At 61.6% G+C, this 16,894-nt stretch carries 10 protein-coding genes; 8 read left to right on the top strand and 2 right to left on the bottom strand.

Annotation, left to right across the window (positions count from 1 at the left end; genetic code table 11):
• Window positions 1–255 precede the first annotated feature (255 nt).
• From ACZ0A4_RS04640 to ACZ0A4_RS04630, 3 genes are read left to right on the top strand one after another with little or no spacing between them, the layout of a single operon-like run.
• A complete protein-coding gene (locus ACZ0A4_RS04640; RefSeq protein WP_463573293.1) occupies window positions 256–1,419 on the top strand; it encodes an efflux RND transporter periplasmic adaptor subunit in 1,164 nt (387 codons plus the stop codon).
• Entirely contained in the window at window positions 1,420–3,393 is a 1,974-nt protein-coding gene (locus ACZ0A4_RS04635) for a MacB family efflux pump subunit (protein WP_463573291.1), read from the top strand.
• Between the two features lie 7 nt (window positions 3,394–3,400).
• The gene (locus tag ACZ0A4_RS04630; RefSeq protein ID WP_463573289.1) at window positions 3,401–4,795 is read left to right on the top strand and encodes an efflux transporter outer membrane subunit; all 1,395 of its coding nucleotides are present in this window, start codon (window positions 3,401–3,403) and stop codon (window positions 4,793–4,795) included.
• A gap of 163 nt (window positions 4,796–4,958) precedes the next feature.
• Here ACZ0A4_RS04630 and pvdP read toward each other — a convergent pair whose 3' ends face one another.
• Window positions 4,959–6,584: a pyoverdine maturation tyrosinase PvdP gene (gene pvdP, locus ACZ0A4_RS04625; protein WP_463573287.1), complete on the bottom strand. Its 1,626-nt coding sequence runs from the start codon at window positions 6,582–6,584 to the stop codon at window positions 4,959–4,961.
• 207 nt (window positions 6,585–6,791) lie between these two features.
• On the opposite strand from pvdP, the gene pvdM reads away from it, so the two are divergent.
• The 5 genes from pvdM to ACZ0A4_RS04600 all read left to right on the top strand — a co-directional run bounded on the left by pvdM (window position 6,792) and on the right by ACZ0A4_RS04600 (window position 14,723).
• Window positions 6,792–8,162: a pyoverdine-tailoring dipeptidase-like protein PvdM gene (pvdM, locus tag ACZ0A4_RS04620; protein ID WP_463573285.1), complete on the top strand. Its 1,371-nt coding sequence runs from the start codon at window positions 6,792–6,794 to the stop codon at window positions 8,160–8,162.
• Complete coding sequence (gene pvdN / locus ACZ0A4_RS04615) at window positions 8,159–9,445, top strand: pyoverdine-tailoring periplasmic protein PvdN (protein ID WP_463573283.1); 1,287 nt, start codon at window positions 8,159–8,161, stop codon at window positions 9,443–9,445. The genes pvdM and pvdN overlap by 4 nt, the downstream gene beginning before the upstream one ends.
• Window positions 9,446–9,481: 36 nt before the next feature.
• A complete protein-coding gene (gene pvdO / locus ACZ0A4_RS04610; RefSeq protein ID WP_463573281.1) occupies window positions 9,482–10,369 on the top strand; it encodes a dihydropyoverdine dehydrogenase in 888 nt (295 codons plus the stop codon).
• A gap of 109 nt (window positions 10,370–10,478) precedes the next feature.
• Window positions 10,479–12,128, top strand: coding sequence for a cyclic peptide export ABC transporter (locus ACZ0A4_RS04605; protein WP_095047693.1), 1,650 nt, complete (start codon window positions 10,479–10,481; stop codon window positions 12,126–12,128).
• 114 nt (window positions 12,129–12,242) lie between these two features.
• The gene (locus tag ACZ0A4_RS04600; protein ID WP_463573278.1) at window positions 12,243–14,723 is read left to right on the top strand and encodes a TonB-dependent siderophore receptor; all 2,481 of its coding nucleotides are present in this window, start codon (window positions 12,243–12,245) and stop codon (window positions 14,721–14,723) included.
• Between the two features lie 1,181 nt (window positions 14,724–15,904).
• Here the strand turns inward: ACZ0A4_RS04600 and ACZ0A4_RS04595 are convergent.
• Window positions 15,905–16,861 carry an alpha/beta hydrolase gene (locus tag ACZ0A4_RS04595; protein ID WP_463573276.1) on the bottom strand — a complete coding sequence of 319 codons (957 nt, stop codon included), beginning with the start codon at window positions 16,859–16,861 and terminating at the stop codon, window positions 15,905–15,907.
• Between the last annotated feature and the right edge of the window lie 33 nt (window positions 16,862–16,894).

Raw genomic sequence — 16,894 nt, 5'->3', positions numbered from 1 at the left:
GCAAGATAGTGGCAACTTGAGGTGCGTAATTTATAGTAATTCTCATATAGATTTAAAGAGCTGATTCCACATCCCGACCAAATAGTCCTGTCCGGACACCTGTTACATGATGTGTGAGCGCTTAAATTCCCTTGTGCATTCATCGTTTACAGGACAGCTCCCCGTATCTGTCGTGCCATGCGACAGCGTTCAGCGCCCCCTGCACGCCTGTGCAATAGCCGAATGACGGGCCGAACCCACTGGCCGGATCCCTGCATGAAACGTCCCCGCCCCGCCCGACGCGCCCTGTTCGCCGCCCTTTGTCTGATTCCCGTGATCGCCGTTGCCGCGTGGCAAGTCCTGCCGCCCGGGCGAGATACCCTCGCCACCGTGCAAGTGACCCGCAGCAGTATCGAAAACAGCGTGACCGCACTGGGCACGTTGCAGCCACGTCGTTACGTGGACGTCGGTGCGCAGGCATCCGGGCAGATTCAGAAGATTCATGTCGAGGCTGGCGACACGGTCAAGGAAGGCCAGTTACTGGTAGAGATCGATCCGTCCACGCAAAAAGCCAAACTGGATGCCGGACGGTTTTCCATCGAAAACCTCAAGGCGCAGTTGCAGGAGCAACGCGCCCAGCACGACCTCGCGCAACAGAAATACCAGCGCCAGCAGAAGCTCGCCGCCGGTGGCGCCACCCGTGAGGAAGACGTGCAGACGGCCCGCGCCGAAGTCCGCGCGACACAGGCACGCATCGACATGTTCCAGGCGCAGATCCGTCAGGCCCAGGCCAGCCTGCGCAGTGACGAAGCGGAGCTTGGCTACACGCGCATTTATGCACCGATGAGCGGCACGGTCGTCGCCGTCGGCGCCCGCGAAGGCCAGACGCTCAATGCGCAACAGCAAACCCCGCTGATCCTGCGCATCGCCCGGCTCTCGCCAATGACCGTATGGGCCGAGGTTTCCGAAGCGGATATCGGCCACGTCAAACCCGGCATGACCGCCTACTTCACCACCCTCAGCGGCGGCAGCCGGCGCTGGAGTAGCACCGTCCGGCAGATTCTGCCGGTGCCGCCGCGCCCCCTCGAACAGAATCAGGGTGGCAGCCCCACCAGCGGTCGCAGCGGCAGCGAACGCGTGGTGCTCTACACCGTGTTGCTCGACGTCGACAACGCCGACAACAGCCTGATGACCGACATGACCGCGCAGGTGTTTTTTGTTGCGCAACAAGCGCAGGACACCCTCACCGTGCCCACCGCCGCCCTGCAACCCGGCTCACGCCCGCAGTGGCAACGGGCGCAGATCGTCGCCGCCAACGGCGAAGTCCAGGCGCGTGAAGTGCGCACCGGCATCAGCGACCGCTTGCGCACACAAGTCCTTGAAGGCCTGGTCGAAGGCGATCACATCCTCAGCGCACCAGCCACCGGCAGCGGAGGCTGAATGCAAACCCCACTGATTGACCTGCGGCAGATTCGCAAATCCTACGGCGGCGATGACAGCCCGCTGGTGGAAGTATTGCGCGGCATCGATCTGTCGATTCATGCTGGCGAGTTCGTCGCCATCGTCGGCGCATCCGGCTCCGGCAAGTCGACATTGATGAATATCCTCGGCTGCCTCGACCGCCCTACCAGCGGTGAATACCGTTTCGCCGGTGAAGACGTCGCCCGACTCGACACCGATGAACTGGCCTGGCTGCGCCGCGAAGCGTTCGGTTTTGTGTTCCAGGGTTATCACCTGATTCCGTCCGGTTCCGCCCAGGAAAACGTCGAGATGCCAGCCATCTACGCCGGCACTCCGGCCGCCGAACGGCACGCCCGGGCCAGCGCCTTGCTGGAGCGGCTCGGCCTGGGCAGCCGTACCGGCAACCGCCCGCATCAGCTTTCCGGCGGTCAACAACAACGGGTGTCGATTGCCCGGGCCTTGATGAACGGCGGCCACATCATTCTCGCCGACGAACCCACCGGCGCCCTCGACAGCCACAGCGGCGCCGAGGTCATGACCCTGCTCGACGAACTCGCCGGTCAGGGTCATGTGGTGATTCTCATCACCCACGATCGCGAAGTCGCGCAACGGGCCAAACGCATCATCGAGATTCGTGACGGGCTGATCATCAGCGACACCGCCGAACACCCGTCAGCCCCGCCCCGCAGCGCCAACCCCGGCGCCTTGCAAGCAGTGGATCTGCGCCAGCGCCTGAGCACCGGCAGCACCCAGACCGGCGCGTGGAAAGGTGAGCTGGTCGACGCCGTGCAAGCGGCGTGGCGAGTCATGTGGATCAACCGCTTTCGCACCGCGCTGACACTGCTGGGGATCGTCATCGGCGTGGCCTCAGTGGTGGTGATGCTCGCGGTGGGCGAAGGCAGCAAGCGCCAGGTCATGGCACAAATGGGCGCGTTCGGCTCCAACATCATTTACCTCAGCGGCGCCGCTCCCAACCCGCGCACGCCACCGGGCATCATCACCCTCGACGACGTCGCTGAGCTGGCCGCCCTGCCCCAGGTGGAACGCATCATGCCGGTCAACGGCTCGACCGCCGGCGTGCGTTTCGGCAATGCCGACCACAGCAGTTACGTCGGTGGCAACGACACCAATTTTCCAATCATTTTCAATTGGCCGGTGGTCCAGGGCAGCTACTTCAGCCAAGCCGATGAAGACAGCGCCGCCGCCGTCGCCGTGATCGGCACCAAGGTGCGCGACAAGCTGCTCAAGGATGTCGCCGACCCGATTGGCCAATACATCCTGATCGAAAACGTACCGTTTCAGGTGCTCGGTGTTCTGGCGGAAAAGGGCTCAAGCTCCGGCGATTCCGACAGCGACAATCGCATTGCCGTGCCCTACTCGGCAGCCAGCACGCGCCTGTTCGGCAGCCGTAATCCTGAGTACGTGGTGATCGCCGCCAAGGATGCACGCAAAGTCAAAGACGCCGAGCAGGCGATCGAACAGGCAATGCTGCGCCGGCACAATGGCAAGAAGGATTTCGAACTGACCAACAATGCCGCGATGATTCAGGCCGAAGCGCGCACGCAAGGCACGCTGTCACTGATGCTCGGCGCCATTGCCGCCATCTCCTTGCTGGTCGGCGGCATCGGTGTGATGAACATCATGCTCATGACGGTGCGCGAACGCACTCGGGAAATCGGTATCCGCATGGCCACGGGGGCGCGCCAGCGCGACATCCTGCGCCAGTTTCTCACCGAAGCGGTGATGCTCTCGGTGGTCGGCGGCATTGCCGGCATCAGCCTGGCGATGCTGGTCGGCGGCGTTCTGTGGTTCAGCGGCGTGGCGATCGCGTTTCAATGGCTGGCCGTGATCGGCGCCTTTGGCTGCGCGCTGGTCACCGGCGTCCTCTTCGGCTTCATGCCTGCCCGCAAGGCTGCCCGGCTCGACCCGGTCACGGCCCTTACCAGTGAATGATCGATCTATGAAAGCGCCACTGACAATCCTTGCTGCCAGCCTGTTGCTGGCGGCCTGCAACAGCCCTGCGCCGCGCCCCGACAGCGGCGTGCAGCCACCGGCCGCGTGGCAATCGCCTGACTGGCCCGGCGCCGTGCAAAGCAACCGCCAATGGTGGACGCAGTTCGGCAGCCCCGAGCTTGATCGTCTGGTGGAACAGGCCCGACTGGGCAGCCATGACCTCGGTGCCGCTGTCGCTCGGGTCAGACAGGCTCAGGCCAGTGCGACGATTGCCGGCGCCCCGCTGCTGCCGGAAATCAAGGCTGGGCTCAATGCCAATCGGCAGAAACTGTTGCACGGCAAAGGCTACAGCCAACTCGACGTCAGCCCGGATAATCGCTCGCTGGATTATTACGATGCCGAGTTGAGCGCCAGTTACGAAATCGACTTCTGGGGCGGTAAACGCGCGGCCCGCGACAGCGCCGTATTCGGGGTGCAGGCCAGCGAATTCGACCGTGCCACCGTCGAACTGACCCTGCAAAGCGGCGTGGCCAGCAGCTACACCCAAGCCTTGGCGTTGCGCGAACAGGCGCGGATTGCCGAACTCAATCTGGCTAACGCGCAAAACGTCCTGCATCTGGTGCAAACCCGCTTCGACGCCGGCAGCGCCACCGCGCTGGAACTGGCCCAGCAAAAAAGCCTGGTGGCCGAACAGCAGCGCAAATTGCCGCTGGTGCAGCAACAGGCCCGCGAAGCCTTGATCACCCTCGCCGCCCTGCTCGGCCAACCGGTGCAGGCCTTGCCTTCACCGCAACAGTCGTTCGAACAATTGCAGTGGCCGAATATCGCCAGTGGCGTGCCGAGCGATCTACTGAGCCGGCGTCCGGACATCGCCAGCGCCGAAGCCAGGCTGGCAGCGGCTCAGGCTGACGTCAGCGTGGCTCGCGCGGCCATGCTGCCGAAAATCACCCTGACCGCCAGCCTCGGCACCGGCGCCGATCTGGCGGCGGACCTGATGCGCACCACGTTCTACAACCTGTCCTCCGGATTGACCGCGCCGATCTTCAACAACGGTCGCCTGAGCGCCGAGCGCGACAAGGCCAAGGCGCGTCAGGACGAACTGCTGGAGTCCTATCGCGGGGCGATCATCAATGGTTTTGCCGACGTGGAAAAAGCCCTGAGCAGCATTCGCGGCCTCGACGAACAACGTCAGTGGCAAAGCGAAGAGTTGAGTCAGGCGCAGACCGCGTTCGACATTGCACAAAGTCGTTATCAGGCCGGCGCTGAAGACTTGCTGACGGTGCTGCAAACCCAGCGCACGCTGTATGCGGCGCAAGACATGAATGTGCAACTGCGGCTGTCGCGCTTGCAGGCCAGCATTGCCCTGTACAAGGCGTTGGGCGGGGGTTGGCAAGTCATCTGACAGCGAATGATCGACTGGGCTGACGCCTTCGCGAGCAAGCTCGCTCCCACAGGAATCTGTGGCGCCCCTGTGGGAGCGAGCCTGCTCGCGAAAGCGCCAGATCAGGCAACCAATATCCCCAGGCAAAAAAAATCGCAGCTCCGGGCTGCGATTTTTTTTGCGCTTAAAGTTGCCGCCCTTTCACTTTCAAATGCCGGGCGTACCAAGGCCGCTGCGGCACTTTGCGAAACAGGTCAGCCATGTTGTCTTCATCGCCAAAGGTGATGCGCAACGCCAGTTTCATGGTTTCCGGGTCCATCTCCACCGAGCGCCCGATTTGCAACCCCGGCACGGTGCTGCAGCCATGGGTGTCCGGCCCCAGCCAAGGGTCGTCGACCTCAACCCAGCGCCCCGGTGCGAACCACGGCACGCCGTTGACCTCCAGCCGGCTGACTTCGCCCGGGTGAAAGCGCTCGTGGGCGCGGAACCAGTCTTCGATGCGGTCATCGATCCAGCCGTGGAAACGCCAGAATACCGGGTTCACATGGGAGGAAAACGGGTCGCCGAGGAAGTCGTTTTCCGGCGCATACCAGCGCGCCGAAAAGTCCGCCTGATCCCGCGCCATCGGCACCGGAATGTTGTTGGACGGATCCCGCGCGACCGACGCCCAGCGCATGTGCAGCCAGTCGTGCAGGCCCAGTTCGACTTCCGAGCCAAACTGGCCAAGGGAGAGTTTCGACAAGTAGCGCGGGTCGCGGTACTGCGATTCCCACACCTGGAAATTGCTGTGGTAGGTCTCGGCCGCTTTGATGTCGCTGACCCACTTGGTGTACTCGTCGTCACCTTCGGTCAGCCAGGTGGGTGGCAGTGCATCGCCGTCGTGGTTGTCGAAGTAGCGGGCGAAGCCCTGGCGGTCACGCTCCAGCTCCGGCTGCGGCATCGGGAAGGCCTGCCACGACGGCAGATCCTGCATCGAACGGGCCTTGCCGAGCATGTGCCGGTGCATGAAGAAGAAGTCGATGCCCGAACCATTGCGATCCTTGCTCGGCCCACGGGCATCGCGCTCCTTGTCACGAGGGCCGGGTTGCCAGCCAATACCGCGCAGGGCGTCGCGTTTTTTTTCCGAGAGCTTGTGCCACTTGTCGCGGCTGGCGTGCCAGAGCTGGTGGAACAGGCGATGTTCCGGCGCCACCAGCCACGCCAACAATGTCGGGTTCAACCCGGTGCGCTCGCGGGCTTCGGGGAAACGCCGCTTGATGGCGATGAAATGGTTGTCCAGCTCAGGCAGCGCCAACGGTCGATCCAGGCGCAGCACCTGCCCGGTGAACGTGCCGCTGCCGGCATTGCCGAACGCCGCCCAGACTTCGTCGAGTTTGACTTTGAATTCGTAGACCGGCGGCGCGTGCGGCGCATCGGTGCGCATCAGCCGCCAGTACAATTCGGCGCCGTTGCCCGGCGCCAGATCGCCAATCACTTGATAACGCGCAGGTTCTGCTGAACGCAGATTGGCACCGGTATCGAGAAACCCGCGCAAGCCGCGACCCCGGTGGGCAATGTCGAGAAACAGCTCCAGGCCTTCGCGTGGCAAGCCATCGAGCCCCGCCGCAGCGCCGTTGAAACGGATATCCCAGATGCCGCGCAGGTTGTCCGCCAACTGTTGACCGGCGGTATCGGCCAGATCGACCGTGGCCTCGCCCGGGGTGATCGGAAACTCCTCGCGGGTCAGCTCACGATGTGCATAAAAAGCGGCAGGCAGCGCGGCGCCCGTGAGTGCCATGCCTGCCATGAACCAGCGTCGAGAGATCGTCATTGCCCTACCTGTGTCAGCCATGAAGCAGGCTTTATCCAAGCTAGAACGTTTGCTCGCCGGGGAAATTTACGGCCCCGGCAAAAGATCGCTACGCGTCGTCAGCGCTTTTCCTGCGCGCGACTAAATTACCTGCATGCCCACTCGTTCCTCCCAGATAGCAAAGGCCCCTGCGCCTGCACCTCGACGGCGAACCTGAATGAGATGGCAATGACAAAACCGCGTTCGAAAAAGGCTCTATTTATCGGCCTGCCGCTGGCCTTGGCGATCAGCGCCGGCGCAGGATTTCTGGCCTGGGATTACTGGTTTCGGGACAACCCCGGTTATCCGGTAAAAGTGATGAAACAGGCGACCGAATTGCAGGATCGCATTCTCTCCTTCGACAGCCACATCACCGTACCCCTGAGTTTCGGCGCCCACGGCAACGAAGCCGACAAGGACGGCTCCGGCCAGTTCGACCTGATCAAGGCCAATCGCGGGCGCTTGTCGGGCGCTGCGCTGACGGTGTTCGGCTGGCCGGAAATGTGGAACGGCCCGAATGCCCCGCACCGCCCCACCGAAGGTTTCGTCGAAGAAGCCCGCAACCAGCAGGAAGTGCGCTACAAGATCATCACCGGCATGGTTCGCGACTTCCCCAATCAGGTCGGCATCGCCTACACCCCGGATGATTTCCGCCGCCTGCATGGCGAAGGCAAATTTGCGATTTTCATCAGCATGCTCAACGCCTATCCGCTGGGCAACGACCTGAGCAAACTGGACCTGTGGGCCGGGCGCGGCATGCGCATGTTCGGCTTCAGCTACATCGGCAACAACAGCTGGGCGGACTCGTCGCGCCCGCTGCCGTTCTTCAATGACTCGCCGGACGCCCTCGACGGCCTCTCCGATATCGGCAGGCAAGCGGTGCAGCGTTTGAACGATCTGGGCGTGATCATCGACGTTTCGCAGATGTCGACCAAAGGCCTGGAACAGGTCGCGCAATTAAGCCGCACACCGTTGGTGGCCTCGCACTCGGCGCCGCGTGCGGCGGTGGATATTCCGCGCAACCTCAGCGACAAGGAATTGCAGCTGATCAAGAACAGCGGCGGCGTGGTTCAGGTGGTCGGCTTCTCGCAGTACCTCAAACCGCTGACTCAGGGCACGCAAGACAAACTCAATGCCTTGCGCGCACGCTTCGATCTGCCGCCATTGCCAAACCTGGCCATGGCGCTGATGCCGGGTGACCCGATCATTACTGCGTGGTCGGAACAGAAACTCGGCCAGTACGCCAGCGGCCTCTACGGCATCCTTGAAGAAGAACCGAAAGCGACCCTCAAGGATCTCGGCGATGCCATCGATTACACCGTGCGCAAAATCGGTATCGACCATGTCGGCATCTCGTCCGACTTCAACGACGGTGGCGGCATCAAGGGTTGGGAAAACGTTGGCGAAATCCGCAACGTCACCGCCGAGCTGATCCAGCGCGGCTACTCCGAAGCGGACATCGCCAAACTGTGGGGCGGCAACTTCATGCGCGTCTGGGATCAGGTACAGAAAGCCGCGAAACCGGCGCTGATTTCCCGTCAGGATACTGCCAGGCCATGACAGACCGCCGGACCTTTCTGAAACAGGCCGGCGTGGTCGCGGCCGCCCTGCCGTTCGGCGCCAGCCTGACAGCGCCGGCAATGGCGGCGAACGCGCCCGTGGCTTCTGCGAATAAATGGACGCAATTGCGCCAGCTGTTCGATCAGGACCCGCAGGCGATTCACTTCGCCAACTTCCTGATCACCTCCCATCCCAAACCCGTGCGCGAAGCCATCGAACGCCATCGCGCCATGCTCGACCGTAATCCGGGACTGGCGATGGATTGGGATCTTGGGAGCAACGAACAATTGCAGCAGAACGTGCGGGTCTGGGCCGGCAAGTACCTGCAGGCCAAACCCGGCCAGATTGCCCTAACCGGCAGCACCACCGAAGGCCTGGCGATGATTTATGGCAGCGTGCAGGTGCGCCCTGATCAGGAAATCCTTACCACCGAGCACGAGCACTATTCCACTCGCAACATTCTCGATTTCCGCAGCCGCCGTGATGGCACGCGGGTGCGCAAACTCAGGCTGTTCGACAACCCGCAAAGCATTTCCATGGATCAGGTGCTCGACACGATCAACCGCAACATTCGCCCTGAGACCCGCGTACTCGGCATGACCTGGGTGCATTCGGGCAGCGGTGTGAAATTGCCGATCAGCGATATTTCGCGGCTGGTCGATGAACACAACCGTCAACGCGACGACAAGGATCGCCTGATTTACGTGGTCGACGGCGTGCACGGTTTCGGTGTCGACGACCTGAGTTTCCCGCAGATGAACTGCGACTTCTTCATCGCCGGTACCCACAAGTGGATGTTCGGCCCGCGCGGCACCGGCATTGTTTGCAGCCGCAGCGAAGAGCTGAAATACGTCAGCCCGAGTGTGCCGACATTCTCCGAAGCCACCTCCTTCGCCACCATCATGACCCCGGGCGGTTATCACGCCTTCGAGCATCGCTGGGCGGTGGACGAAGCGTTCAAATTGCACCTGCAACTGGGCAAGGCCGACGTTCAGGCGCGCATCCACCAGCTCAACAGCTACCTCAAACATCGTTTGCAGGAACAGTCGAACATCGAGCTGGTGACCCCGCTCGATCCGAAATTTTCTGCCGGCTTCACTTTTTTCCGGGTCAAGGGTCAGGACGGCGATGAAGTGGCCGCCTATCTGATGCAAAACCGGGTGATCTGCGATGCAGTCAGCCGCGACGTCGGTCCGGTGATTCGCACGGCGCCCGGCCTGCTCAACAACGAAGCCGAAGTGGACCGGTTCATGGCCATCCTCGGTCAAAAACGCCGCGCCTGATCCTCGACTCCAGTTTTCCTTTCACAGAGACGACTCATGAAAAAGCCTCACGCCTCTTTCACCTTCAAGGCGCTACCCACGCTGGCCCTGACCGTGCTGTGCGCCGGTCTGTTGTCCAGCGCCGCTCAAGCGGCCACGCCACCCGCGCCGGGCAAAGTGTTCAAGGACTGCAAGGACTGCCCGGAAATGGTCGTTTTGCCGACCGGCACCTTCACCATGGGCACCCCGGATGACGAAGTCGGTCGCGAACCGGACGAAGGCCCGCGCCACGACGTGACCTTCAGCAAACCGTTCGCCATCAGCCGCTTCCAGGTGCTGGCCGGCGAGTGGGACGCGTACGTGCGCGAAACCGGCAACAAGCCTTACGACTTCGATGATCGTCCGGGCCGCCGCTGCACTGCCGGCAAGCCGGAATTCAAACAGACTGCCCGCGACCCGGCGGTGTGCATGAACGTCGCCGAAGCCCAGGGCTACATCGATTGGTTGTCGAAAAAAACCGGCCATGCCTATCGCCTGCAAAGCGAATCGATCCGCGAATACGCCGCACGCGGCGGCAGCACCGGGCCCTTCCCTTTCCCGTTCGATGAAGGCAACAACTACCAGATTTCCAGACACGCCAACACCTACGGCGCCGCCGACGGTTACAACTTCACGTCCCCTGCTGGCACCTTCCCGGCGAATGCCTTCGGCGTTTACGACGCTCACGGCAACGTCTATGAATGGACCGCCGACTGCTATCACAAGGATTATTCCGGCGTGCCCAACGACGGTCGCCCATGGACCCAGGAAAACTGCGAGCGCCAGGTCATGCGTGGCAACGACTGGGGCGAGGCACCGGTGTTCTCGCGTTCCGGTAACCGCAACAGCAGCTGGCCGACCAGCAAGGGCGACTGGCTCGGGTTTCGCGTAGTGCGCGACCTCTGATCCTGCCCTCCACGACCGCAGCCCCGCCTGCGGTCGTTTAAAGAAAGTCCGTGACCATTCGTTTTCCTTAAGTACCGGCACTCCCTCCGCACCGAAGCAGGAATCCTCCATGACCAAGCCTACGCGTGGGGCGATCAACGAATTGTTCGCCTTGCTCAAGCCCTTCCGCCTGATCGTCTCTGTGTCCATCGTGCTCGGCATGATCGGCGGCCTGAGCGTCACCGTGCTGCTGGCGACCATCAACAACGCCCTGCACTCCGACGACGGCCTGACCCGCACCGTGGTAATGATTTTCGCCGGTCTGTGCGCACTGGCGTTGCTGACGACGATCCTGTCCGACATCGGCACCAACTACGTCGGCCAACACATCATCGCCAAATTGCGCAAAGAGCTGGGGGAGAAAGTCCTGTCGGCGCCGATCGACCAGATCGAACGCTATCGCAGCCACCGCTTGATCCCGGTGCTGACCCATGACGTCGACACCATCAGCGACTTCGCCTTCGCGTTTGCCCCGCTGGCGATTTCCATGACCGTCACTCTCGGCTGCCTCGGCTATCTGGCGCTGCTGTCCTGGCCGATGTTTCTGATGATGCTGGTGGCGATTGCAATCGGCACGACCATTCAGGCGATTGCCCGGGCCAAGGGCATGCGCGGTTTCTACGCTGCACGCGACTCCGAAGACGAACTGCAAAAGCATTACAACGCGATTGCCGAGGGTGCCAAGGAACTGCGTATTCATCGCCCGCGCCGTCAGCGTATGTTTGTCGCCGGGATTCAAAAAACCGCCGAGAAGATCTGCGACACCCAGATCAAATCCATCAACACCTTTGTCATCGCCAAGTCCTTCGGTTCGATGCTGTTCTTCGTGGTCATCGGCATGGCCCTGGCCCTGCAATCCTTCTGGCCCAGCGGCGACAAAGCGGTGATGAGCGGATTCGTCCTGGTGCTGCTGTACATGAAGGGGCCGCTGGAGCACCTGGTCAGCACCTTGCCGATCATCAGCCGTGCGCAGATTGCCTTCCGCCGCATCGCCGAACTGAGCGAGCAATTCTCCTCGCCCGAACCGCACCTGCTGCTGGAGGATCAGGGCAAGAAACCCGGTGCGGTCAACAGCCTGGAACTGCACAACGTGCGTTACGCCTTCCCGCCCGTGGAAGGCAGCGAACCGTTCCGTCTGGGGCCGGTCAACCTGCGCATCGAACAGGGCGACATCGTCTTTATCGTTGGTGAAAACGGTTGCGGCAAAACCACTTTGATCAAATTGTTGTTGGGTTTGTATGCGCCGACCGAAGGGGAGATCCGCGTCAACGATCAGCCGATCACCGCGCTGAACCGCGATGACTACCGGCAGAACTTCACGACGATTTTTGCCGACTACTACCTGTTCGACGATCTGATTCAGGGCGACCGCGAAGTCCCACAGGATGCGACCCGCTACCTCGAACGTCTGGAAATCGCGCACAAGGTCAGCGTGCGTGACGGCGCGTTCAGCACAACCGACCTGTCCACCGGCCAGCGCAAGCGTCTGGCACTGGTCAATGCCTGGCTCGAAGAGCGTCCGGTGCTGGTGTTCGATGAATGGGCCGCCGATCAGGATCCGACCTTCCGGCGTATTTTCTACACAGAGTTGTTGCCTGACCTCAAACGTCTGGGCAAGACCATCATCGTGATCTCCCACGATGACCGTTACTTCGACGTCGCCGATCAACTGGTGCGCATGGAGGCCGGCAAGGTCAAGAGCGAACTGCAAACCGCTTGATCGACGAGGCCGCGGCCAGGCCGGAAAAATAATTTTCCGGTTTGCCGCGGCTTCCTCGTCTTAATGAGATGAATAAGAACCATTAACAACTATACCTGCCAAGGTCTTAACCTCATGTCCGCATCCCGTTTCATGCTTCGCCCTCTGACTCGAGCCCTGCTGATGCACGGCGCGACACGCACTCGACTGGCCGGCACTGGCCTTGGTCTGGCACTGACACTCACGGCAGCACCGTATGTCCAGGCCCAGGAATGGACCCTGAACATCCCGTCGCAGCCATTGGCCCAGGCGCTGCAAACCCTCGGCCAGCAGACCAGCCTGCAGATCATCTACAGCCCGGAAAGCCTGCAAGGTTTGCGCTCCAGCGCAATCAACGGCCGCTACCAGGATGATGAGTCGCTCAAGGCGATGCTTAACGGCACCGGCATCCGCTACCAGCGCGACGGCAACACCGTGACCGTCCTCGGCCCTGCCACCGGCAGCGCGATGGAACTGGCACCGACCAACGTCAACGCCAACCGCCTGAGCGCCACCACCGAAGGCAGCAACTCCTACACCACCGGTGGCGTGACCATTGGCAAGGGCGTGCACTCGCTGAAGGACACCCCGCAGTCGGTCACCGTAATGACCCGCAAGATGCTCGATGACCAGAACCTCAACACCATCGAACAGGTGATGGAAAAGACCCCGGGCATCACCGTGTATGACTCGCCCATGGGCGGCAAGTATTTCTACTCCCGTGGCTTTCGCATGTCCGGCCAGTACCAGTACGACGGCGTGCCGCTGGATATCGGCAGCAGCTACGTGCAGGCCGACAGCTTCAACAGCGACATGGCCATTTATGACCGCGTGGAAGTACTGCGTGGCGCAGCCGGCATGATGAAAGGCGCGGGCGGCACCGCCGGTGGCGTCAACTTCGTGCGCAAGCGCGGCCAGGACACTGCGCACACGCAACTGTCGCTGTCGGCTGGGACGTGGGACAACTATCGCGGCCAGGTCGACACCGGCGGCCCGTTGAACGACTCCGGCACCATCCGTGGTCGCGCCGTGGTCACCGAACAGACCCGTCAATATTTCTATGACGTGGCCAGCCGCAAGGACCAGATCTACTACGGCGCTCTGGACTTCGACCTCAGCCCCGACACCACCCTGGGTCTGGGCTTCGCCTGGGAAGACGTCGACGCCACGCCGTGCTGGGGCGGCCTGCCGCGTTACGCCGACGGCTCCGACCTGCACCTCAAGCGCTCCACGTGCCTGAACACCGCGTGGAACAACCAGCGCAGCAAACGCGCCACCTACTTCGCCGACCTGAAACACCAGTTCAACGACGACTGGTCGCTGAAAGTCGCCGGGGTGTACTCGCGTAACACCCAAGACATGGAGTACGCCTTCCCGAGCGGCGCGGTACCGGTCGGTGCCACCGCGTCGAATACGCTGATGCTGGGCAGCATTTACGACTACGATCAGCGCGACTACGGCTTCGATGCCTATGTCGACGGCAAATTCGACGCCTTCGGCCAGCAACACGAACTGACCATCGGCGCCAACGCCAGCCGTTCGCACAAGGATGACTTCTACGCCGTCGCCGCGCTGCCACAACGGCAGAACGTGCTGGACCCCAACCACCACATCCCGCAACCGGACGAAAGTTACTACCTGGCCAACGCCTCCCGTGGCGGCCCGGTGGACATGCACATCAAGCAATACGGCGCCTACTCCATCGCCCGTCTGAAACTGGCTGATCCGCTGACCCTGGTACTGGGCAGCCGTGTCAGCTGGTACAAGTCCGACACCGACTCGGTGCAGTACTTCCGTGGCGAAGGCACCCAGGTCGACACCAAGTCCACCGAAACCGGCCAGGTCACGCCGTTCGCCGGTGTGCTGTTCGACCTCAACGACAACCTGACGGCCTACGCCAGCTACACCGACATCTTCACCCCGCAGGGCGCCTACAAGACCATCGACGGCAGCACCCTCAAACCATTGGTCGGCCAGAGCTACGAGCTGGGGATCAAGGGCGAGTGGTTCGACGGTCGTCTGAACAGTTCCTTCAACCTGTTCCGCACCCTTCAGAAAGATGCCGCCCAAGATGACCCGCGTTGCGAAGACAGTTCCTGCTCGATCAACTCCGGCAAGGTTCGCGCGCAGGGCTTCGAAGCTGAAGTCAGCGGTGAAGTGATCGATCGCCTGCAATTGCTGGCCGGTTACACCTACACCCAGACCAAGGTGCTGGAAGATGCCGACGCGACTCAGGATGGCGTGGTTTACAACTCCTACGTGCCGCGTCACTTGCTGCGTGTCTGGGGTGACTACAGCCTGAGCGGGCCGCTGGATCGCGTGACGATCGGTGCGGGTGTCAACGCGCAGACTGGCAACTATCGGACTTCGCCTCTGGGCGGTGACAACATTGATGGTGCCGGTTATGCGGTCTGGAACGGTCGCATTGGCTACCGTATCGATGACACCTGGTCGGTGGCGCTTAACGGGAATAACCTGTTTGACAAGCGTTACTACTCGACGATTGGTACCGAAGGGTTCGGTAACTTCTATGGTGATCCGCGTAACTTCGTGATGTCGGTCAAGGCTGATTTCTGATTGGGTGTGATGTGAGAGAGCCCCGCTTTGGCGGGGCTTTTTTTGGCCTGTTGGTCTTGGCGGCCTTGGCGGCCTTGGGGCCGACCATGCTCCCTGGGTTTTGGGGGCATATCCGTTGCTTCGGGTGCTGCCGATGGCGGTTTCGCTCTTACAGCGAGTCACCTTTTCCAAACGCCGAAAAAGTAATCCAAAAGGCTTTGCCCCGGCGTACGGCACTTCGCTGAGGCTCAGTGTTCCCTCGCTACGGTGTCCATCCGGGGGCATCGCCTACGGTTTGCTTCGCTGCACCTCCTCTCGATGTATGCGGCTTCGCCGCACGGCGCTGCGCGCCTAACCCCGGATGAACACCTCCGCTCGGCCTGCCGAAGGGGCAAAAAATCAAAAGCCGAAGCCAGAGCAAGATCAAAAGCCAGATCAAAAGCCCCTCACCCTAGCCCTCTCCCAGAGGGAGAGGGGACTGATTGAGGTGTTTGGGAGAGCTACGCCGACGTGCGATACCGCGTTGAACTGAGGCTCTGAAAAGCAAACAAATCAGCCCCTCACCCTCCAAGAAAAAGAGAGGACTGATCGAGGTGTTTGGGCGAGCTACGCCGACATGCGATACCGCGCTGAACTCAGGCTCTAAAAAGCAAACAAATCAGCCCCTCCCCCCCCAAGAAAGAGGTGACTGACTGAGATATTCGGGAAAGCTTCGCCGACATGCGATACCGCGTCGAACTCAGATTTTGAAAAGCCCAAAAATCGACCCCCTCTCCCTCCGGGAGAGGGCTGGGCGGGCGGCGTTCCGATGAGGGGCAGCTCCAACACAAATCCAAAGCCGACCACGTCCCGCTCTTCACCACTCAATAGGCCGAGTGTCAGCTCGCCTGCTCTTGATCTTGATCTGTAAGGCGACGTCGGAAGGCTGAGTGGAGGGATTGATCCGGGTGTGGGAGCGTAGCGACCGTTTGGCGAAGCCAAACACAGCGGGAGTAGGTGCAGCGAAGCAAACCGGAGACGCTGCGCCCGGATCGATCCCGCAGCGAAGGAACCCCGAGCCCCAGCGAGCGGGCCGCACGTAGGAGCAAGCCTTTTTGGTTACTTTTTCGGCGTCTGGAAAAAGTGACCCGCCGTAAGGGCGGAACCCTAAGCCGCCGTTACCGCAGCAACGGATATGCCCCCAAAACCAACCAAGAAAATGATTACCCCAACACCCGCGCCAACGCCCGACTCAAAGTTTCATGCACCCGCAAAACATCAGGCATCACCGAAGCCATCCGCAGCAAATCATGCGTCAGCCCTGGACAATGCTCAACCTCAACACTCACCCCCTGCCCCCGCAATTTATCGGCATAAGCCTGCCCCTCATCAAACAACGGATCAAAGCCCGCCAACAACACAATCGCCGGCGCCACACCCCGCAGATCCTCCGCCAATAACGGCGAAAAGCGCCAGTCCAGATAATCTTCCGGACTGCGGGCGTAATGCTGATAAAACCAGTCAAGCGTATCGTTCTCCAACAGATAACCCTCGCTGAACAACAACCGCGAATCGTGCACGCGCGAAGCGTCAGTCACCGGATAGCACAACAACTGTGCCTTGGGTGCGAGGGCCACGGTATGCGGTTGCACCACCGCCTGAATCGCCAGCACCGTGGCCAACGTCGCACCGGCACTATCGCCACCAAACGCCACGCGCGAGGTATCAAGACCAAGGCTCACGGCGTTTTCCGCCAACCACGACAAAGCGTCTTCGCCATCCTCCAGCGCCGTTGGAAAACGATGCTCCGGGGCCAGTCGATACCCGACCGACAACACCGCACACGGCGTGCGCTGGCAAAACTCGCGGCACACACCGTCGTGAGAATCGAGGCTGCCGACGACAAAACCACCGCCGTGGAAATACACCAACACCGGCATCGGCAAGACCGCAGCGCTTGGTCGATACAGACGCAATGCCAACCGCGCACCATCACGCGCCGACGTATCGATTTCGCTGACCAACAGGTCTTCAGGCGCCGGCCAGCGCAGTTGCGCCGTGGTCTGCTCGAAAGTCGCGCGGGCCTCGCTCGGGGTCATTTGGTGCATGGCCGGCAGGCCGGCGTCCTGGCTGTCTTGGGCCAGGTCGAGGAAGGCTTCCAGATCAGGGTGTAACGACATCGCTAAAATCCTTGTATCGGCAAAAAAAGGGGC

The sequence above is a fragment of the Pseudomonas sp. AC172 genome (assembly GCF_979258595.1).
This window is presented reverse-complemented; position numbering and strand designations above follow the sequence as displayed.

Excerpts from the sequence above, each read along its gene's own strand:
- ACZ0A4_RS04640 (WP_463573293.1), top strand. The coding sequence starts at position 256 with ATGAAACGTCCCCGCCCCGCCCGACGCGCCCTGTTCGCCGCCCTTTGT.
- ACZ0A4_RS04635 (WP_463573291.1), top strand. The coding sequence starts at position 1,420 with ATGCAAACCCCACTGATTGACCTGCGGCAGATTCGCAAATCCTACGGC.
- ACZ0A4_RS04630 (WP_463573289.1), top strand. The coding sequence starts at position 3,401 with ATGAAAGCGCCACTGACAATCCTTGCTGCCAGCCTGTTGCTGGCGGCC.
- pvdP (WP_463573287.1), bottom strand. The coding sequence starts at position 6,584 with ATGACGATCTCTCGACGCTGGTTCATGGCAGGCATGGCACTCACGGGC.
- pvdM (WP_463573285.1), top strand. The coding sequence starts at position 6,792 with ATGACAAAACCGCGTTCGAAAAAGGCTCTATTTATCGGCCTGCCGCTG.
- pvdN (WP_463573283.1), top strand. The coding sequence starts at position 8,159 with ATGACAGACCGCCGGACCTTTCTGAAACAGGCCGGCGTGGTCGCGGCC.
- pvdO (WP_463573281.1), top strand. The coding sequence starts at position 9,482 with ATGAAAAAGCCTCACGCCTCTTTCACCTTCAAGGCGCTACCCACGCTG.
- ACZ0A4_RS04605 (WP_095047693.1), top strand. The coding sequence starts at position 10,479 with ATGACCAAGCCTACGCGTGGGGCGATCAACGAATTGTTCGCCTTGCTC.
- ACZ0A4_RS04600 (WP_463573278.1), top strand. The coding sequence starts at position 12,243 with ATGTCCGCATCCCGTTTCATGCTTCGCCCTCTGACTCGAGCCCTGCTG.
- ACZ0A4_RS04595 (WP_463573276.1), bottom strand. The coding sequence starts at position 16,861 with ATGTCGTTACACCCTGATCTGGAAGCCTTCCTCGACCTGGCCCAAGAC.